The organism is Methylobacterium guangdongense, assembly GCF_038442355.1.
Lineage (GTDB): Bacteria > Pseudomonadota > Alphaproteobacteria > Rhizobiales > Beijerinckiaceae > Methylobacterium > Methylobacterium guangdongense.
The window spans coordinates 17,301-35,623 of sequence record NZ_JBBXMX010000008.1; the positions used below are offsets into that span (position 1 = coordinate 17,301).

14 protein-coding genes are annotated in these 18,323 nt (G+C 69.4%); 8 read left to right on the forward strand and 6 right to left on the reverse strand.

Features of this window, described 5'->3' with window-relative positions; genetic code table 11:
* The first annotated feature begins 236 nt into the window (after nt 1–236).
* The 7 genes from AAHG09_RS16240 to AAHG09_RS16270 all read left to right on the forward strand — a co-directional run bounded on the left by AAHG09_RS16240 (nt 237) and on the right by AAHG09_RS16270 (nt 12,560).
* Nucleotides 237–1,631, forward strand: a complete 1,395-nt coding sequence (locus tag AAHG09_RS16240; RefSeq protein ID WP_342108488.1) for an MdtA/MuxA family multidrug efflux RND transporter periplasmic adaptor subunit — start codon at nt 237–239, stop codon at nt 1,629–1,631.
* Nucleotides 1,632–1,869: 238 nt separating this feature from the next.
* Nucleotides 1,870–4,995 (forward strand): MdtB/MuxB family multidrug efflux RND transporter permease subunit, encoded by a 3,126-nt coding sequence (locus tag AAHG09_RS16245; protein ID WP_342108490.1) that lies wholly within the window; start codon nt 1,870–1,872, stop codon nt 4,993–4,995.
* Entirely contained in the window at nt 4,992–8,444 is a 3,453-nt protein-coding gene (locus AAHG09_RS16250) for an efflux RND transporter permease subunit (protein ID WP_342108491.1), read from the forward strand. The genes AAHG09_RS16245 and AAHG09_RS16250 overlap by 4 nt, the downstream gene beginning before the upstream one ends.
* Nucleotides 8,445–8,614: 170 nt before the next feature.
* Entirely contained in the window at nt 8,615–10,150 is a 1,536-nt protein-coding gene (locus AAHG09_RS16255; protein ID WP_412760048.1) for an efflux transporter outer membrane subunit, read from the forward strand.
* A 223-nt stretch (nt 10,151–10,373) separates the two neighbouring features.
* A complete protein-coding gene (gene zwf, locus AAHG09_RS16260; RefSeq protein WP_342108494.1) occupies nt 10,374–11,900 on the forward strand; it encodes a glucose-6-phosphate dehydrogenase in 1,527 nt (508 codons plus the stop codon).
* A gap of 88 nt (nt 11,901–11,988) precedes the next feature.
* Complete coding sequence (locus AAHG09_RS16265; RefSeq protein WP_342108495.1) at nt 11,989–12,276, forward strand: hypothetical protein; 288 nt, start codon at nt 11,989–11,991, stop codon at nt 12,274–12,276.
* Nucleotides 12,273–12,560: a type II toxin-antitoxin system RelE/ParE family toxin gene (locus AAHG09_RS16270; RefSeq protein WP_342108496.1), complete on the forward strand. Its 288-nt coding sequence runs from the start codon at nt 12,273–12,275 to the stop codon at nt 12,558–12,560. Before AAHG09_RS16265 ends, AAHG09_RS16270 begins: the two co-directional genes overlap by 4 nt.
* 30 nt (nt 12,561–12,590) lie before the next feature.
* On the opposite strand, the gene rnhA is transcribed toward AAHG09_RS16270, so the two are convergent.
* The 4 genes from rnhA to AAHG09_RS16290 form a co-directional block, all read right to left on the reverse strand.
* Nucleotides 12,591–13,064, reverse strand: a complete 474-nt coding sequence (rnhA, locus tag AAHG09_RS16275; protein ID WP_342108497.1) for a ribonuclease HI — start codon at nt 13,062–13,064, stop codon at nt 12,591–12,593.
* A gap of 7 nt (nt 13,065–13,071) precedes the next feature.
* Complete coding sequence (locus AAHG09_RS16280; RefSeq protein ID WP_342108498.1) at nt 13,072–14,037, reverse strand: homoserine kinase; 966 nt, start codon at nt 14,035–14,037, stop codon at nt 13,072–13,074.
* Between the two features lie 209 nt (nt 14,038–14,246).
* Entirely contained in the window at nt 14,247–15,248 is a 1,002-nt protein-coding gene (gene ispH, locus AAHG09_RS16285) for a 4-hydroxy-3-methylbut-2-enyl diphosphate reductase (protein WP_342108499.1), read from the reverse strand.
* Between the two features lie 121 nt (nt 15,249–15,369).
* Complete coding sequence (locus AAHG09_RS16290) at nt 15,370–16,215, reverse strand: C40 family peptidase (RefSeq protein ID WP_342108500.1); 846 nt, start codon at nt 16,213–16,215, stop codon at nt 15,370–15,372.
* 287 nt (nt 16,216–16,502) lie between these two features.
* Here AAHG09_RS16290 and AAHG09_RS16295 point away from each other — a divergent pair, with 287 nt between their 5' ends.
* Complete coding sequence (locus AAHG09_RS16295; protein WP_342108501.1) at nt 16,503–16,835, forward strand: hypothetical protein; 333 nt, start codon at nt 16,503–16,505, stop codon at nt 16,833–16,835.
* A 21-nt stretch (nt 16,836–16,856) separates the two neighbouring features.
* Here the strand turns inward: AAHG09_RS16295 and AAHG09_RS16300 are convergent, their stop codons facing one another.
* Both AAHG09_RS16300 and AAHG09_RS16305 read right to left on the reverse strand, forming a co-directional pair.
* Complete coding sequence (locus tag AAHG09_RS16300; RefSeq protein WP_342108502.1) at nt 16,857–17,543, reverse strand: SDR family oxidoreductase; 687 nt, start codon at nt 17,541–17,543, stop codon at nt 16,857–16,859.
* A gap of 152 nt (nt 17,544–17,695) precedes the next feature.
* The gene (locus AAHG09_RS16305; protein ID WP_342108503.1) at nt 17,696–18,226 is read right to left on the reverse strand and encodes a DUF2239 family protein; all 531 of its coding nucleotides are present in this window, start codon (nt 18,224–18,226) and stop codon (nt 17,696–17,698) included.
* Nucleotides 18,227–18,323: the final 97 nt, after the last annotated feature.

The following is an 18,323-nucleotide window of genomic DNA, read 5'->3' on the forward strand; positions in this document are numbered from 1 at the left end:
CTGCCCGGGCGGCGAAGATGTCGCCGCGGTCATGAGCCGTACAGGCCCCAGATAACGTTATGGGCTTAGGTTCAACGCCGGGGGTCGTTTCCGCCCGGTGCGAAAAGAGACGGCAACGGTCTTAGACCAAGTCTTCGCGACCGGTGTCGCGGGGGCAGGCACAGGGGTTTGGACACGCGGGAACGGGGTCTTCCATCGGAGCGACGGCCTCGGCTCCAGTCAGACATGAGTCAGTCATGAACGAGAGTTCACCGATCCGGACCGACACGGCCCGCGCCTACCAGCCCGGTGAGGCACCCGTGCGCGATGTCCGGCGGCGGCGGTTCCGGCCGATCCGCTGGCTCGTGATCCTGGTGCTCCTCGCCGGGGCCGGGGCGATCGGCCATCGCTGGTACGAGGCCCGGACCGGCAAGGGCGCGGAGCCCGCGACGGCGCATCATACCGGCGGCCGCGGCGGCCGGCGCGGTGGGGCCGACATGCCGCAGGCGGTGGGCATCGCGTCGGTCACGACCGGCGACATGCCGGTGATCCTCCAGGGCCTCGGCACGGTAACGCCGCTCGCCACCGTGACGGTGAAGTCGCAGATCAGCGGCTACCTCACGCAGGTGCAGTTCCGGGAAGGCCAGACCGTGAAGGCGGGCGACGAGCTCGCCCGGATCGATTCCCGACCCTACGAGGCCCTGCTCGCCCAGTACCAGGGCCAGCTCGCCCGCGATCAGGCGCTCCTCCAGAACTCGAAGCTCGATCTGCAGCGCTACCAGACGCTGAACCGGCAGGATTCGATCTCCAAGCAGAACGTCGATACGCAGGCCGCGCTCGTGAAGCAGAACGAGGGCACGGTCGCGGCCGACCAGGCGCTGGTCGACCAGCAGAAGCTCAACATCGCCTACACGCACATCGTCTCGCCGGTGGATGGCCGGGTCGGCCTGCGGCAGGTCGATCAGGGCAACTACATCTCGGCCGCCTCGACGGCGATCGTGGTGGTGACCCAGCTCCACCCGATCTCGGTGGTGTTCACCCTGCCGGAGGATGACGTGTCGCGGGTGATGCGGCAGGTGCGGGCGGGCGCGAAGCTCACCGTCCGGGCCTACGACCGCGGCGACGCCCACGAGATCGCCACCGGCCGGCTCGACACGGTCGACAACCAGATCGACACGACCACCGGCACGGTGAAGCTGCGCGCGCTGTTCGACAACGCCGACGAGGAGCTGTTCCCGAACCAGTTCGTCAACGCCAAGCTGACCGTCGACACGGTGCGGAACGCCACGCTGGTGCCGAACGCCGCCCTGCTCCAGGGCACGCCCGGCACCTACGTCTACCTGCTGGACGGGGACAACAAGGTCACGGTCCGGCCGATCAAGACCGGCGAGACCGACGGGACCCACATCGTGGTGGCCTCCGGCCTGAACCCGGGCGACCGCGTCGTCACCGACGGCACCGACCGGCTGAAGGACGGCGCGCCGGTCCGCATCACCGAGGGCGCGCAGGCGGCCGCGGGCGACGGCAAGGCCGCCGAGGCGAAGCCGGACGGCACGGGTGAGGTGAAGCCGGGCACACCGGCCGACGGCACGGCGGAGCCGCAAGGGACAACGGAGGGCGGTCGTCGGCACCGGCGCCGTCAGGCGCAGTGAGCGCGGGCTTGGCGCGCGGTAGCCGCTTCACCCCCTTCCCCCTCTGCGGGGGAGGGTGGCCCCTGCGTGAGCAGGGGTCGGGTCGGGACGAAGTCCCGCAAGGGGGGAGCGCCGCTTCCGAAATGGGCGCAGCCTTCATGAAGGCCGGCGTCCCCTTCTGCATCGTCGCTCCCCTCTCCCCCCCTGCTTCGCAGGGTACCCTCCCCCGCAGAGGGGGGAGGGATAGGGCGCGCGCGTCATGAACCCGTCCCGCCTCTTCATCCTGCGCCCGGTCGCCACGACGCTCTTGATGCTGGCGATCCTGATCGTCGGCGGCGTGTCGTACCTGAACCTGCCGGTCTCGGCGCTGCCGTCGGTCGATTACCCGACGATCCAGATCCAGACCTTCTATCCCGGCGCCAGCCCGGAGGTGATGACCTCCTCGGTCACGGCGCCCCTGGAGCGGCAGTTCGGCCAGCTCGCCAACCTCAACCAGATGACCTCGCAATCCTCGGCGGGCGCCTCGGTCATCACCCTGCAGTTCAGCCTGGACCTGCCGCTCGATATCGCCGAGCAGCAGGTCCAGGCGGCGATCAACGCCGCCGGTAATTTGCTACCGTCAGACCTGCCGGCGCCGCCGATCTACGCCAAGGTCAACCCGGCCGATGCGCCGGTCCTGACGCTCGCGCTCACCTCCAAGACCCTGCCGCTCACCCAGGTGCGGGATCTCGCCGAGTCGCGGCTCGCGCAAAAGATCAGCCAGGTGGCGGGCGTCGGCCTCGTGAGCATCTCGGGCGGCCAGCGGCCCTCCGTGCGGGTGCGGTTCAACGCCCGGGCGCTCGCCGCCTACGGGCTCAACATCGACGATCTGCGCACCACGATCACCAACCTCAACGTCAACACGCCCAAGGGCACGATCGACGGGCCGAAGCAGTCCTACGCGATCAACGCCAACGACCAGATCCGCGACCCGAAAGCCTACAATTCGGCGATCATCGCCTATCGCAACGGCGCCCCGGTGATGCTCTCGGAGGTGGCCGACGTGGTCGAGGGGCCGGAGAACACCAAGCTCGGCGCCTGGGCCGACACGACGCCGGCGGTGATCCTCAACATCCAGCGCCAGCCCGGCGCCAACGTCATCGCGACCGTCGACAAGATCAAATCCCTGCTGCCCCAGCTCCAGGCGAGCCTGCCGGCCGCCGTGGCGGTGGCCCCGCTCACCGACCGGACCACCACGATCCGCGCCTCCGTGGAGGACGTGCAGTTCGAGCTGGGCCTCGCCATCGCGCTCGTCGTGCTGGTGATCTTCCTGTTCCTGCGCAGCCTGTCGGCGACCCTGATCCCGAGCCTGTCGGTGCCCCTGTCGCTGATCGGCGCCCTGTCGGTAATGGACCTCTACGGCTTCTCCCTCGACAACCTGTCGCTGATGGCGCTGACCATCGCCACCGGCTTCGTGGTCGACGACGCCATCGTGGTGATCGAGAACATCGCCCGCCACGTCGAGGCCGGCGATTCGCCCCTCGAAGCGGCGCTCAAGGGCTCCCGCGAGATCGGCTTCACCATCATCTCGCTCACCGTCTCGCTGATCGCCGTGCTGATCCCGCTCCTGTTCATGGGCGACGTGGTCGGGCGGCTGTTCCACGAATTCGCCATCACGCTGGCGGCCACGATCGTCATCTCGGCGGTGGTGTCGCTGACCCTGGTGCCGATGCTGTGCGCGCGGCTTCTCAAGCACGCCCCCGAGGCCCAGACCCGCCGCCGGGAGGGCGCCATCTCACGCCTCGGCCGGCGCGCCATCGACGGTACGATCGAGGCCTACGGCCGGGCGCTGCGGGTCGTCCTGAACCACCAGGGCCTGACGCTGCTGGTGGCGCTCGGCACGCTGGCGCTCACCGCCTACCTGTTCGTGGTGATCCCAAAGGGCTTCTTCCCCGTACAGGATACCGGCGTGATCCAGGGCATCACGCAGGCCGACCAGTCGGTCTCCTACGCCGCCATGGCCGAGCGCCAGCAGCGGATGGCCGAGATCGTCCTCAAGGACCCGGACGTTGCGAACCTGTCCTCGTTCATCGGGGTCGACGGCCAGAACGTCACGCTCAATTCCGGCCGGATGCTGATCAATCTGAAGCCCCGGGAGGCGCGCACGGCGTCCGCCAGCGCGATCATCCGGCGGATCTCGGCGGCGGCCGCCAACCAGCCCGGCATGCGGCTCTACATGCAGCCGGTCCAGGACCTGACGATCGACACCGCGGTCTCGGCGACGCAGTACCAGGTGATCCTGGAGAGCCCGAACATCGACGATTTCGAGACCTGGGTGCCGCGCTTCACCGAGGCCCTGGCGAAATCGCCGGTGGTGATGGACGTCGCCAGCGACCATCAGGGTCAGGGGCTCGCCGCCTACGTGACGATCGACCGGCCGACCGCCGGCCGCTACGGCATCACCCCGGCCACCATCGACAACGCCCTCTACGACGCCTTCGGCCAGCGGATCATCTCGACGATCTTCACCCAGTCCAACCAGTACCGGGTGATCCTGGAGGCCGACCCGAAGCTGCACACGACGCTCCGCAGCCTCGATTCGATCTACCTGCCCTCCTCCACGGCGACCAACGGGCAGGTGCCGCTCTCGGCCGTGGCGCGGATCAGCGAGCGGCGGGCGCCGCTGCTGATCTCGCATCTCGGCCAGTTCCCGGCCACCACCGTGTCGTTCAACCTCGCGCCCGGCGCGGCCCTGGGGCAGGCAGTCGAGGCGATCGATCAGGCCAAGGCCGAGATCGGCCTGCCGCCCTCGTTCCGGGTGGTGCCGCAGGGCTCGGTCTTCGCCTTCCAGGGGGCGCTCAGCAATGAGCTGTTCCTCGTGCTGGCGGCGATCGTCACGGTCTACATCGTGCTGGGCGTGCTCTACGAGAGCTTCATCCACCCGATCACGATCCTCTCGACCCTGCCCTCGGCGGGGATCGGGGCGCTGCTCGGCCTGATGCTGTTCGGGCTGTCGCTCGACATCATCGCGGTGATCGGCATCGTGCTCCTGATCGGCATCGTGAAGAAGAACGCCATCATGATGATCGACTTCGCGCTCCAGGCCGAGCGCGAGGACGGGCTCGATCCCCGGGAGGCGATCTTCCAGGCCTGCCTGCTGCGCTTCCGGCCGATCCTGATGACGACGCTGGCGGCGTTGTTCGCCGCGGTGCCGCTGATCCTCGGTACGGGGGTGGGCTCGGAGCTGCGCCAGCCGCTCGGCATCTGCATCGCGGGCGGCCTGATCGTCAGCCAGGTGCTGACGCTGTTCACGACGCCGGTGATCTATCTGGCGTTCGACCGGCTGGAGCGGCGGATTTCCGGGCGGCGCGATCCGGATCTCGCAGCCGGCGAGGCGCTGCCGTGAACATCTCGGAGCCGTTCATCCGGCGGCCGGTGGCGACCACGCTGCTCACCATCGGCGTGCTGCTCGCCGGGCTGTTCGCCTTCCTGAAGCTGCCGGTGGCGCCGCTGCCGCAGATCGACTTCCCGGTGATCCTCGTCCAGGCCCAGATGGCCGGGGCATCCCCCGACACCATGGCCACCACCGTGGCGGCGCCGCTCGAACGGCGGCTCGGCGCCATCGCGGACGTCAACGAGATGACGTCCACCAACACCCTGGGCTCGACCCGGATCGTGCTGCTGTTCGGCCTCAACCGCGACATCGACGGCGCCGCCCGCGACGTCCAGGCCGCCATCAACGCGGCGCGCGCCGACCTGCCCACCGCGCTCCGGCAGAACCCGACCTACCGGAAGTTCAACCCCGCCGACACGCCGATCATCATCCTCGGCATGACCTCGGACACGCTGACCCGCGGCCAGGTCTACGATTCCGCCGCCACCGTGGTGCAGCAGAAGCTCTCCCAGCTGCCGGGCGTCGGCAACGTCGATATCGGCGGCTCGTCCCTGCCGGCGGTGCGGGTGGAACTCGATCCCACCGCCCTGTTCAACTACGGCATCGGCCTCGAGGGCATCCGGGCGGCGTTGGCCTCCGCCAACGCCAACTCGCCCAAGGGCGAGATCAACGCAGGCGACCGGCGCTACCAGCTCTACGCCAACGACCAGGGCCGCAAGGCCGCCGATTACCGCGACATCATCGTGGCCTACCGCAACGGCGCCGCGGTGAAGCTCACCGATGTCGGGCAGGTGCTCGACGGGGTGGAAGACAAGCGCAACCTCGGCATCGTCAACGGCAAGCCCGGCGTGCTGCTGTTCGTCTACAAGCAGCCCGGCGCCAACGTGGTCGAGACCATCAAGGCCGTGAAGGAGGCGCTGCCGCAGATCACCGCGGCGCTCCCAGGCGGCATCGACATCAAGCTCACCGGCGACCGCAGCGCCACGATCCGCGCCTCGCTCTCGGCCACCGAGGAGACGCTGCTGGTGGCGGTCGGCCTCGTGATCCTGGTGGTGTTCGGCTTCCTGCGCTCCTGGCGGGCCACGCTGATCCCGGCGGTGGCGGTGCCGATCTCGATCATCGGCACCTTCTCGGCGATGTACCTGCTCGGCTACTCGCTCAACATCCTGTCGCTCACCGCGCTGATCATCGGCACCGGCTTCGTGGTCGACGACGCCATCGTGGTGCTGGAGAACGTCCAGCGGCATATCGAGGAGGGCAAGCCCCGGCTCCAGGCGGCCTTGATCGGCGCCCGGGAGGTCGGGTTCACGGTGATCTCGATGAGCCTGTCGCTCATCGCGGTGTTCCTGCCGATCCTGCTGATGGGCGGCCTCGTCGGCCGCATCTTCCAGGAATTTTCCGTCACCCTGTCGCTGTCGATCCTGATCTCGCTGGTTCTGTCGCTCACCACCACGCCGATGATGTGCGCCCGGTTGCTCCGGGCCGAGGGACACGGCCCCAACGGCGAACCGCCGGCGGGGCGTCGGCCGAACCTTGTGATCCGGATGCTGGAGGGCGGCTTCTCCCGTCTCCTCGGCGCCTATGCCCGGACGCTGGAGGTGGCGCTCGCGCATCCGCGCCTCGTGCTGCTGACCCTGCTCGCCACGGTGGGGCTCAACGTCTACCTCTACATCATCGTCCCGAAGGGCTTCTTCCCCGAGCAGGATACCGGCCAGATGATGGGCGGCGTCCAGGCCGACCAGCGCATCTCGTTCCAGTCCATGGAGAAGAAGCTCAAGCAGGCGGCCGCGATCGTCGGGGCCGACCCGGCCGTGGAGAGCGTGGTGGGCTTCACGGGCGGGCGGGGCACCAATTCGGCCAACGTGTTCGTCGGCCTGAAGCCGCTCAACGAGCGGGCGCCGATCTCGGAGGTGATGACACGGCTGCGGCCGAAGCTCGCCCAGGTCGCGGGGGCACGCCTCTACGTCTTCCCCCGGCAGGACCTGCAGATGGGCGGCCGCCAGAGCTTCGCCCAGTACCAGTACACCCTCCAGGGCGACACCCCCGAGGAGCTGTTCGCCGCCGCCCCGAAGCTGGTGGCGGCCCTGCAGAAGGACCCGACCTTCGCGGACGTGACCTCCGACCAGCAGGAGGGCGGGTTGGAGAGCCGGGTCGTGATCGACCGCAACACGGCCTTCCGCTACGGCATCACCCCGAACAAGATCGACAACACCCTGTACGACGCCTTCGGCCAGCGGCAGGTCTCGACGATCTACAACCCGCTGAACCAGTATCACGTCGTGATGGAGATCGCGCCGCGCTACCTGGAGACGCCGGAGACGCTCAAGCAGATCTACGTCTCCACCTCAGGCGGCAACGCGGCCGGCTCGGCCACCACCAACGCGGTGGCCGGCACCGTGGCGACAGCGGGCGGCGTCAACACCAACGCGGCGACCGGCACCAGCAGCCCAGGCAGCGCGGCCTCCGCGTCCGGCGCCTCCGCCGGTTCGGGGGCGGTGGGCGGTGCGACCGGAAGCACGGGCGCAGCCGCGGCGGTCGCCTCCGCGAGCACGGCCGACACCGCCTCGAACGCCGCCGCCATCGCGTCGGATTCCGCCCGCAACGCTTCCTCCAACGCCATCGCGGCCTCGAAGGGCGGCGCCTCGTCGAGCGCCCCGGTCTCGGCCGCCAAGGAGACGATGGTCCCGCTCTCGGCCTTCGCGCGGATCGAGCCCGGCAATGCGCCTACGCAGGTCAGCCACCAGGGCCTGTTCGTGGCGACCACGATCTCGTTCAACCTCGCCCCGGGCAAGAGCCTGTCGGACGCCACCGAGGCGATCGACCGGGCGATGGCCAACCTGCACCTGCCGGCCACGATCCACGGCGAGTATGCCGGCGCCGCCAAGAACTACGTCGCCTCGGCCTCGCGCCAGCCGCTGCTGATCCTGGCGGCGATCCTGGCGGTCTACGCGGTGCTGGGGATCCTGTACGAGAGCTTCGTGCACCCGCTCACGATCCTCTCCACCCTCCCCTCGGCCGGCGTCGGCGCGGTGCTGGCCCTGCTGGTGACCGGCACCGACTTCACCATCATCGCGCTGATCGCGGTGTTCCTGCTGATCGGCATCGTGAAGAAGAACGCGATCATGATGATCGACGTGGCGATCGATTCGGAGCGGACCCGGGGCGCGAATCCCGTGGATGCGATCCGGGAGGCCTGTCTCCTGCGCTTCCGGCCAATCATGATGACCACGCTGGCGGCGATGCTCGGCGCCGTGCCGCTGATCCTGGGCACCGGCGAGGGCGCGGAGCTGCGCCGGCCGCTGGGCATCGCCATCGTGGGCGGGTTGATCGTGAGCCAGATCCTGACGCTCTACACCACCCCCGTCGTGTATCTCACCCTTGACCGATTGAGGCAGCGGGTGCTCGACCGCCGCAGGCGCGCCGGACGGGGCGGAGAAGCGGCCCTGCCGGCCGGAGAATGATGGTTAAGGTTTCACGTGAAACATCGGCGGTCGCGGCCATCCGCGTGGGTTGGTCCACCCCGCACCCTCATCCTGAGGCGCGGCGAAGCCGCCTCGAAGGAGGGCTCCAGCTGGCCGCACGATCCCTGGAGGGCTCCTTCGAGGCCTCTGCTGCGCTCCGGCACCTCAGGATGAGGCTCAGGGTGGGATGTGCGCCTGCCACCGTCCATCGGCTCCACACCCTCGCCGCCCTCCTCCTCGCCGCCCCCCTCATGACCGGCTGCGTGGTCGGCCCCGACTATGCCCGGCCCTCCGTGGAGACGCCGCTCGGCTACAAGCAGGGCGGCGTCCGGGAGGACAGCCCGGCCTATATCGCGGCCCGCAAGAAGGGCTTCCGCGAGGCGCGGCCGAGCGATGCCGTCGAGCGCGGCGACTGGTGGCGGGTCTTCCGGGACCCGAATCTCGACCGGCTGATCCGCCTCGTCGACGTCGACAACCAGTCGCTCCGGCAGGCGGTGGCGAACTATCGGCAGGCCCGGGCGCTGGTCGCCTCCGCGCAGGCCGCCCTGTACCCGACGGTGATCGGTGCCCCGAGCATCACCCGCGCCGGCAGCGGCAGCACCGTGCGGACCAGCGAATCCCTCGTCGGCCAGGCGAGCTGGCAGCTCGACCTGTTCGGCGGCACCCGCCGCACGATCGAGAGCGAGGCGGCGCTGGCCCAATCCGACGCCGCCACGATCGCGCTGACCCGCCTGACCATCCAGGCCGAGGTGGCGGCCGACTATCTGACCGTCCGCTACGCCGACTCGCTCCAGAAGGTGCTCGACGAGAATGTCGAGAACTTCCGGAAGACCGCGCAGATCACCGAGAACCAGTACGCCGCGGGTGTGGCGGCCCGGTCCGACGTGATCACGGCCCAGACCCAGGTTCAGACCATCGAGGCCCAGGCCATCGCGGTGCGGCTGACCCGGGTGCAGTACGTGAACGCCATCGCCACCCTGATCGGGCGCCCGCCCTCCGAGGTGTCGATCCCGGTCTCCGGCATCAGCCGGAATCCCCCCGCCGTGCCGGTCGGCATCCCGGGCGACCTGCTGGAGCGGCGCCCGGACGTCGCCCAAGCCGAGCGCCTCGTCCAGGCGCAGAGCGAGCGCATCGGCGTGGCGGTGGCGGCGTTCTTCCCCACCGTGACGATCTCGGCCCAGGGTGGCGTCTCGGGGCTCACCCGCACCGGCCTGTTCTCGGCCGCCAACCAGTTCTGGTCGGTGGCGGGCTCGGCCACCGAGGTGCTGTTCGACGGCGGCGCCCGTACGGCGGCCCTGCGCTCGGCCGAGGCGGCCTACGACGCGCAGGTGGCCAATTACCGGCAGGTGGTGCTCGCCGCCTACGCGGAGGTCGAGAACCAGATGGCGGCCCTGCGCATCCTCGGCCAGCAGCAGATCGCGCAGGACAAGGCGGTCGAGCTGTCGCGCAAGGCGGTCGAGATCACGCTCAACGAGTACCGGGCCGGTACCCAGAACTTCACCACCGTGGTGACCGCGCAGGGCCTGCTCGTGACCAACGAGATCAACGCCCTCCAGGTCCGGCTCAGCCGCTTCACCGCCGCGGTGACGCTGATCCGGGCGCTCGGCGGCGGCTGGGACGTGCGGTCGCTCCCCAGCGACTCCGAGCTGAAGGGCCCGAGCCTGCCGATCGACCGGGGCGGCCAGGCGGTCCGGCCCGACGAGTAGGCCCGGGTTTCAAAAGGGATAAATCCCTTTTGCGGGTGCAGGGCAGAGCCCTGCGGTACGGATCCCGGCCCCCCGAGAGGGGTCCGGGATCCGTAGGCCGGGGTTTCACCCCGACACCCCACCAAAGGGCTCAGCCCTTTGGGATCCCGTGGGCAGGAACGGACCTCCGGCAGGACGGGTTGTCCCGCCGGTTTGCTGCACCGCAGACAGACGGGAGTCGGAGATGGCCGAGCAGACGACGGCGCTCAAGAACGATGCGGCCTGCGGCACCAAGCCGGCGCCACCCTGCACGCTGGTGATCTTCGGCGCGGGCGGCGACCTGACCAAGCGCCTGCTGATGCCCTCCCTCTACAACCTCGCGGGGGCCGGGCTTCTCTCGGACGGGTTCTCGATTATCGGCGTCGATCACGGCGAGGGCACCGATGAATCGCTGCGCGACGACCTCACCCAGACCCTGGAGGCGTTCAGCAAGGACCCGACCTCGGAGTTCCACGCCGACCATATCGACCAAACGAGCTGGGGCTTCATCCGGGAGCGCCTGCACTACCTGAAGGGCGATTTCGAGAAGCCCGAGACCTTCGAGGCCGTGAAGCAAGCGATCACCGGCAACGCGGTGTTCTACTGCGCGGTGGCGGCGCGCTTCTTCGGGACGATCGTGGACGGGCTCGGCCAAGCCGGCCTGCTCCGCCAAGAGGGCGACACCTTCCGCCGCGTGGTGATCGAGAAGCCGTTCGGCTCCGACCTCGCCTCGGCCCGGGAGCTCAACGCCCGCATCCTCAAGCAGGGCGACGAGAGCCAGTTCTACCGGATCGACCACTTTTTGGGGAAGGAGACCGTCCAGTCGATCATGGCGTTCCGCTTCGCCAACGGCCTACTGGAGCCGGTCTGGCGGCGGGAATACATCGACAGCATCCAGATCACGGCGGCCGAGACGGTGGGCGTCGAGGAGCGCAGCGGGTTCTACGAGCCGACGGGTGCGCTGCGCGACATGGTGCCCAACCACATGTTCCAGCTCCTCTGCATGGTCGGCATGGAGCCGCCGAACTCCTTCGACGCGGAGGCCGTGCGCACCGAGAAGGCCAAGCTCGCCGAGGCCGTGAAGCCGATTCCGCCGGAGGATGCGGTCCGCGGCCAGTACACGGCCGGCACCTCGGAGGGCCGCGCCGTGCCGGCCTACCGGGACGAGCCGCATGTCGCCAAGGATTCGGTCACCGAGACCTACGTCGCGTTGAAGCTCCACATCGAGAACTGGCGCTGGGCCGGCGTGCCCTTCTACATCCGCACCGGCAAGCGCATGACCGGGCGGCGCACCGAGATCGCGGTGTTGTTCAAACCAGCCCCGTTCAAGATGTTCGAGGACACGCCGACTGCCGATCTCGGGCCGACCGTGATGCGGATCCTGATCGATCCCGACCACGGGGTGAGCACCGAGTTCAACGTGAAGGTGCCGGGGCCGCAGATGACAATCGGCCGGGTGCGCTCCGGCTTCCGCTACAAGGATTTTTTCGCCGATACGCCGAATGTCGGCTACGAGACCCTGCTGTACGATTGCATGACCGGCGACGCGACGCTGTTCCAGCGGGCCGACAACATCGAGGCTGGCTGGGCGGCGGTGGACCCGCTGCTCAAGGGCTGGCCGCAGGCGGATGTGACCTTCTATCCCGCGGGCAGCACCGGGCCGAAGGAGGCCGACGAGCTCTTGGCGCGCGACGGCCGGCACTGGCTGGGGCTGGACGGGGAGACGGATTGAGCGACTTGGCTTGAGTTCTCGGCCCGGCGGACACCTGATAATCTCCAGGCTTGTCAGGAAGCCTGTCTTGCACGCCGGGAGCATTCCGTTGAGTGAGTCGATCGTCAGCTTCGCCGTGGACGAGACCTTGAGGGACGCCTTCGTCCAGGCTGCCAAAGATCTTGGTTGCGACGACGCGCAACTGCTTCGTGATTTTATGCGAGTCTACGTGCAGCAACAGCTGGATCCAACCGACCACGACGCTTGGTTTCGCCGTCAGGTTCAGATCGGAAAGGATTCGGCCGATGCTGGCCACTTGATCAGCGCAGACGAGGTTGAGGCTCGGTTTGCTGCCAAGCGTGAAGCGACACGGCAGAGGCTTGCTGCCGGGAAATGAGCGACCTGTTCTGGACGCCTGAGGCGACACAGGACCGCGATGCTATCTACGACCATATCGACCGCGACAACCCGGCGGCTGCCATCGCTCTGGATGAGCGCTTCGGCGAGAGGGCGGCTTATCTGATCGACCATCCCATGCTCGGTCGGCCTGGCCGGTTGCCCGGCACACGGGAACTGATCGTGCAGCGCAATTATATCATTGTGTACGATGTGACCGACGCTGCGGTGCGTGTGCTTCGCGTGCTGCACACCGCCTTACCATGGCCGCCGGAAAGAGGATGAGGGCCGGTTGCGCAGCAACCGAACCCGCCCTCACCGCCGCTTGAACGGCAGCATCGCCGCCACCGCCAGGGCGTCGACCCGGTTGTTGAGCGGGTCGCTGGCGTGGCCCTTCACCCAGTGCCACGCCACCTCGTGGCGCTCCCGCGCGGCGTCGATGCGGCGCCAGAGATCCTCGTTCTTCACGGGCTTCTTGTCGGCGGTGCGCCAGCCCCGCGCCTTCCAGTTGTGGATCCAGCTGGTGACGCCCTGGCGCAGGTACTGCGAGTCCGTGAACAGGTCGACCCGGCAGGGGCGCTTCAGCGCCTCCAGCGCCTCGATCGCCGCCAGGATCTCCATGCGGTTGTTGGTGGTGTGGGCCTCCCCGCCGGACAGCTCCTTCCGGGTATCACCGAAGATCAGGATCGCGCCCCAGCCTCCAGGCCCGGGATTCCCCGAGCAGGCGCCGTCCGTGTAGATCTTGACCCGCGTCGGCTCGGCCGCGGGTTCGGTCACGTCGGTGCTCATGCGGTCCTCAGCCCTGCCGCCCGTAATCCCGCGCGGCCCGCGCCTGCCGGTGGAAGGTGAGCCGGCGGCTGAATTCCCGCGGGTCCTTCGGCTTCACCAGGGCGCCGGGCGGCACGTTCAGCCAGTCCACCAGCCGGGTCAGCATGAAGCGGAGCGCCGCACCCCGGCACAGGATCGGCAGGGCCGCGACCTCGGCGGGCTCGAGCGGACGCACGGCCTCGTAGCCGGCAAACAGGGCCGTCGCCATATCGCGGTGGAAGGTGCCGTCGGGGTCGAAGCACCACGCGTTGAGGCAGACCGCGATGTCGTACGCGAACGCGTCCGTGCAGGCGAAGTAGAAGTCGATCAGCCCCGACAGGGCGTCGCCGATGAAGAACACGTTGTCGGTGAAGAGATCCGCGTGGATTACGCCGCCCGGCAGGCCCTTCGGCCAGTGCGCTTCCAAGTCGGCCAAGTCGGCCCGGGTGCGCTCGGCGAGACCGGGCTCGACCGAGTCCGCCTGAGCCTCGGCCTGCGCGAAGAGCGGCCGCCAAGCGGCGACCGAAAGGTTGTTGTCCCGCACCATCGGGAAGTCGCGGCCGGCAGCGTGCAGCGTGGCCAGCGCCCGGCCGAGTTCCCGGCAATGCTCGACGCCCGGCGCCTTGACCGAGACGCCCTCCAGGAAGCTGACGATGGCGGCGGGCCGTCCGCAGAGCTGCCCCAGGGCCTGGCCGGTCCGGTCCCGCACCGGCTGCGGGCAGGCGAGGCCCCGGTCCGAGAGGTGCTCCATCAGCCCGATGAAGAACGGCAGGTCGGCTTCCCGCACCCGCTTCTCGTAGAGGGTCAGGATGTAGGAGCCGTCGGTGGTGTGCAGGAAAAAATTCGAGTTCTCGACGCCCTCGGCGATGCCCTTGTAGGAGAGCAGGCTGCCGATCGCATAAGCCGACAGGAACTCGGCGAGCGCCGCGTCGGAGACCTCGGTGTAGACGGCCACGTGTGCTCGCGCTCGGGTTGGAATCTTCGAGATGGGCAAGCCATCCCATCCTCCGCCTCATCCTGAGGTGACCGCGAAGCGGACCTCGAGGGAGGGCTCCAGGATCACAGAGCCTGCTGGAGGACTCCTTCGAGCCCTGGGCTGCGCTCCGGCACCTCAGGATGAGGTGGAGGGTGGGATAGCCCTGACACGTGGCTTCCGGAAGCCGCCTACTCGGCGGCCTCGCTGCGCAGCTCCCGCGGCAGCGGGAACACCATGTCCTCGATCACGGTCGAGACCGTGTCGACGATCACGTCGTAGCGGGCCGCGAAGGCGTCGATGATCTCCTCCACCAGCACCTCGGGGGCCGAGGCGCCGGCCGTGAGGCCGAGCTTGCGGATGCCCTCGAAGGCCGGCCAGTCGATCTCCTCGGCGCGCAGCACGAGGCGGGTGATCGGGCAGCCGACCCGCTCGGCGACCTCGCGCAGGCGCTGCGAGTTCGAGGAGTTCGAGGAGCCGACCACGATCAGGGCGTCGACCAGCGGCGCCACCTGCTTCACCGCCTCCTGGCGGTTGGTGGTGGCGTAGCAGATGTCGTCCTTGTGGGGCCCGGTGATGGTCGGGAACTTCTGCTTGAGCGCCTCGACGATGTGCCTCGTGTCGTCCACCGAGAGGGTGGTCTGGGTCACCCAGGCGAGGTTGTCGGGGTTCTCGGGGTTCAGGGCGGCGATCTGGTCGAGATCCTCCACCAGGGTGATCGAGCCCTTGGGCAGCTGACCCATCGTGCCCACCACCTCCGGGTGGCCGGAATGGCCGACCAGCAGCACGTGGCGGCCGCGCTTGTGGTGGATCTCGGCCTCGCGGTGAACCTTGGTCACCAGCGGGCAGGTGGCGTCGATCGTGGTGAGCCCGCGGGAATCGGCGTTCGCCGGCACCGTCTTCGCGACGCCGTGGGCGGAGAAGATCACCGGGGCGCCGCCATCCGGCACCTCGTCGAGTTCGCGGACGAACACGGCGCCTTTCCGCTTCAGGCTCTCGACCACGTACTTGTTGTGCACGATCTCGTGACGGACGTAGACGGGCGGTCCGTAGATGGCGAGGGCCCGCTCCACCACGTCGATGGCCCGCACCACGCCGGCGCAGAAGCCGCGTGGGGCGCAGAGCAGGATCTCCAGCGGCGGCTTGCCGGCGGTGCCCGAGGCGGGCGCGGGGGACGCGGTTTCGGCGGTCATGCAGGGGATGTGGCGAGGGCGGGGCTATCCTGTCAACAGGCCAAGTGGTGGAACCGGCTCATGTGACGGAGGCGGACCCCACCTGTAGCACGATTGTCGCGCGGTTTGGACCTGGGTCGTCTCAAAGGCGCCGCAGGCCCGTGACGGCCCCGTAGCTGTGCGCCTGGATCCGCGTCACCGCGTCGGCCAGGGGCTCCACCGCCACCGCCATGTGGTGGCCGTTGGCGTGGATCAGCGTCTCGCCATCGAGCATCAGCCCCATATGGCCACGCCAGAACACGAGATCGCCCCGGCGCAGGCCCGCGAAATCGAGCGGCAGCGCCTGCCCGAGGGCCCGTTCCTGCATGTCGGCGTCGCGTGGGCAGGGCAGGCCCGCCATGTCGAGGCAGAGCTGCGCGAGGCCGGAGCAGTCGAGGCCGAGCGTGGTCCGCCCGCCCCACAGGTAGGGCGTCCCCACGAGGCGCATCGCGGTGGCGGCGTAATCCGGTTCGTGCTCCGCCACCGGGGCGCAGTGGCGGGCGAACACGTAGCCGCCCGGGGTTTCCAGGTAGGCGTCGGCTTCCCCCGTCACGACCAGCCGCGCCCCGAGGCTCAGATGGGCGAGGACCGGCCGCTTCAGGTCGGGTTCCGGATACAGGAAGGTGCGCAGAGCCGTGACCCGATGGGTCGGCTCCGGCCCGACCGGGCCGAGGCTGTCGGCGGGCAGGTAGCCGACATAGCCGTCGCGGGCGAGCTGCACGAAGGCGAAGCCCTCCGCCGCGTCGTAGAGGGTGACGGCGTCGCCGAGCAGTGCCTCCGTGTCGAGCCCGGCTTGCGGGGCGGGTGCGCGCCGCAGCGGGGCCGCGGGGGCCGTGACCCGGCGGGGGCTGCCCGCCACGAAGCGCGCGGCCTCGACCCGGCCCCGCAGGCGCTCATCGGCGATGTCGGTGCGGGCGGGGGTCAGCCGGGGATCGAGCGCTTCGGTCATGGGGCCATCCTACCAGACGGTGGTCGGGATTCGGTGAACGCGGTTCGGCGCGGGCGCGGACCTGTTGCCTCGCGCCCGATGCGCTCCTATGTCGCACCGGACGCCCGACGGGAAAGGATTCGGATCCGAGCTGTTCGCGTGCTCGAAGGCGCCCGCGACGACCTGTGCGGCGCAGCGGCGCGGATCGCCCAGCCATGCGCCCCCAGGGTCGGTCACACGTCTTTGATGCACTGCACAACCGCCCCGGAAAGCGCTATGTCTGTCCCATGAAGACTGCGAGTCGCCCCGTGAAGAAGACGCAGAAGAGCTTCGCCGACCTACCGCCGATCCGGGTGCGCCGCGAGCCGCCGACGGTGAACGAGGCGGTCGCTGCCGCCCAGGATCTCGCCGACGATGTCGAGCAGCAGGCCGAGATCGCGGCCGGCCTGATGGGTCTGCCGGTCGACGAGGTCCGCCCCCACGTCCTGGCGGCCAAGACCGTGAAGCCCGAGCGCGTGCCCGAGCGGATCCTGACCCAGGCGAGCCCGAGCCGGGCGCCGCGCACCGTCGTGGTCGAGCGGCGCACCCGCCCGACCGTGGTGATCGAGCGGCGCACCCGGCCCCTCGCGCCCCCGCGCTGACCGGCCCTCACGCGGACCGCGTCACCAGGGCAGCGTCTCGCCCCGGTAGTCGAGATACTGGGCGCCCGGCCGGCCGAGCTGGGCCTCGATCACGTCGGCGAGGCCCGTGACGCTGGTGGCCACGTCGATATCGGCCTCCTGCCCGCCCATGTCGGTCCGCACCCAGCCCGGGTGCAGGATCAGCACCGAGATGTTTTCGGCCCGGTGGCGGATCTCGAAGCTGCGCGCCAGGGTGTTGAGCGCCGCCTTGCTGGCCCGATAGGTCTCCCAGCCCCCCGCTTCGTTCAGGCTGACGCTGCCGAGGATCGAGCTCATCAGCGCGAGGCTGCCGCCTGGCGCGAGGCGATCCAGAAACGCCTCCGCGAAGCGGATCGGGCTGACCGCGTTGGTGAGGTAGACCTGCGCGGCGACCTCTCGCGGCACCGCGTGCAGGGGATCGTGCGCCTGCGTGGCGACGCCCGCCACCACGAAGATCAGGTCGAACCGCGCGGACCCCAGACGATCGTGCAGGGCGGCGACGCCAGCATCGTCGTCGATGTCGGCGGTCTCGATGCGCAGGGCCTTCGCGTCGAGCCGGTCGAGATCGGGGGACGGGCTGCGCTGGGTCGCGGTGACGTGCCAGCCCCGCGCCAGGAATGTCTCGACGAGGCCGAGCCCCAGGCCCCGGGAGGCTCCGACGATCAAAGCGTTCTTCTGGGATTGGGTCATGGTGGGTCTCCGGGATCGGCGGGACGGGGAGAGATCGGGTCCGGCGGTTTTGGGGCCGGGTGAGCGGCCGCGGGGGTGGTTTTCGGACGGTCGGCCTTCTGACGCGGATCCCGGAAGCTGACGATCTCAGCCGTCGGGCGCACGTCGTTGGCTCAGGTGAGGGCCGCGAGCTTCCGTGCATAGTCCCGGATGTCCGGCGGCCATGCCGACATGCGCTCTGCAAAGCCCTCGGCATCCCCGGCGAAGAGCGCCCGGATCACATCCTCGAAGCCAGGCAGATCCCCGGCCAGCGCCGAAAGGAAGCGGTAAGCGGCCTCTCTCGCCGCCTTCACCTGGGTCTGCCCGCCATCTATCCGCCGCGCTTCGTCAACGAGGCGCCGCAAGGCTTGCGATGCACCGCCTGGCTGAGATGCGAGCCATTCCCACTGACGGGGAAGCAGCGTCACCTCGCGGGCGACGACCCCGAGCTTCGGGCGGCCCCGGTTCCTCGGCCCACGATCGGGATCCGATTGCCCCTCGACGATGCCCGTGGCGTCGCCCGCATCCGTGCTTTCGGCCAACCGTGCGGTGATCTCCGCCTCGGTTCCGCGCAGATCCAGGTCGATGACGGCACCCGACCTGTCATCGAAGGTCAGAATCGGATCGTCAGCGTCCGCCGCCCGCGCTTTCACGGCCAGCGCCACGTCGAAAGAGAAGGGCCAGATTCCAAAGGTTCGCGCACCCGCATTCGAGATGGCAGATGCGCCGTTCCTGGGGCGCGAGCGGGTCGCAGGCTGGCAG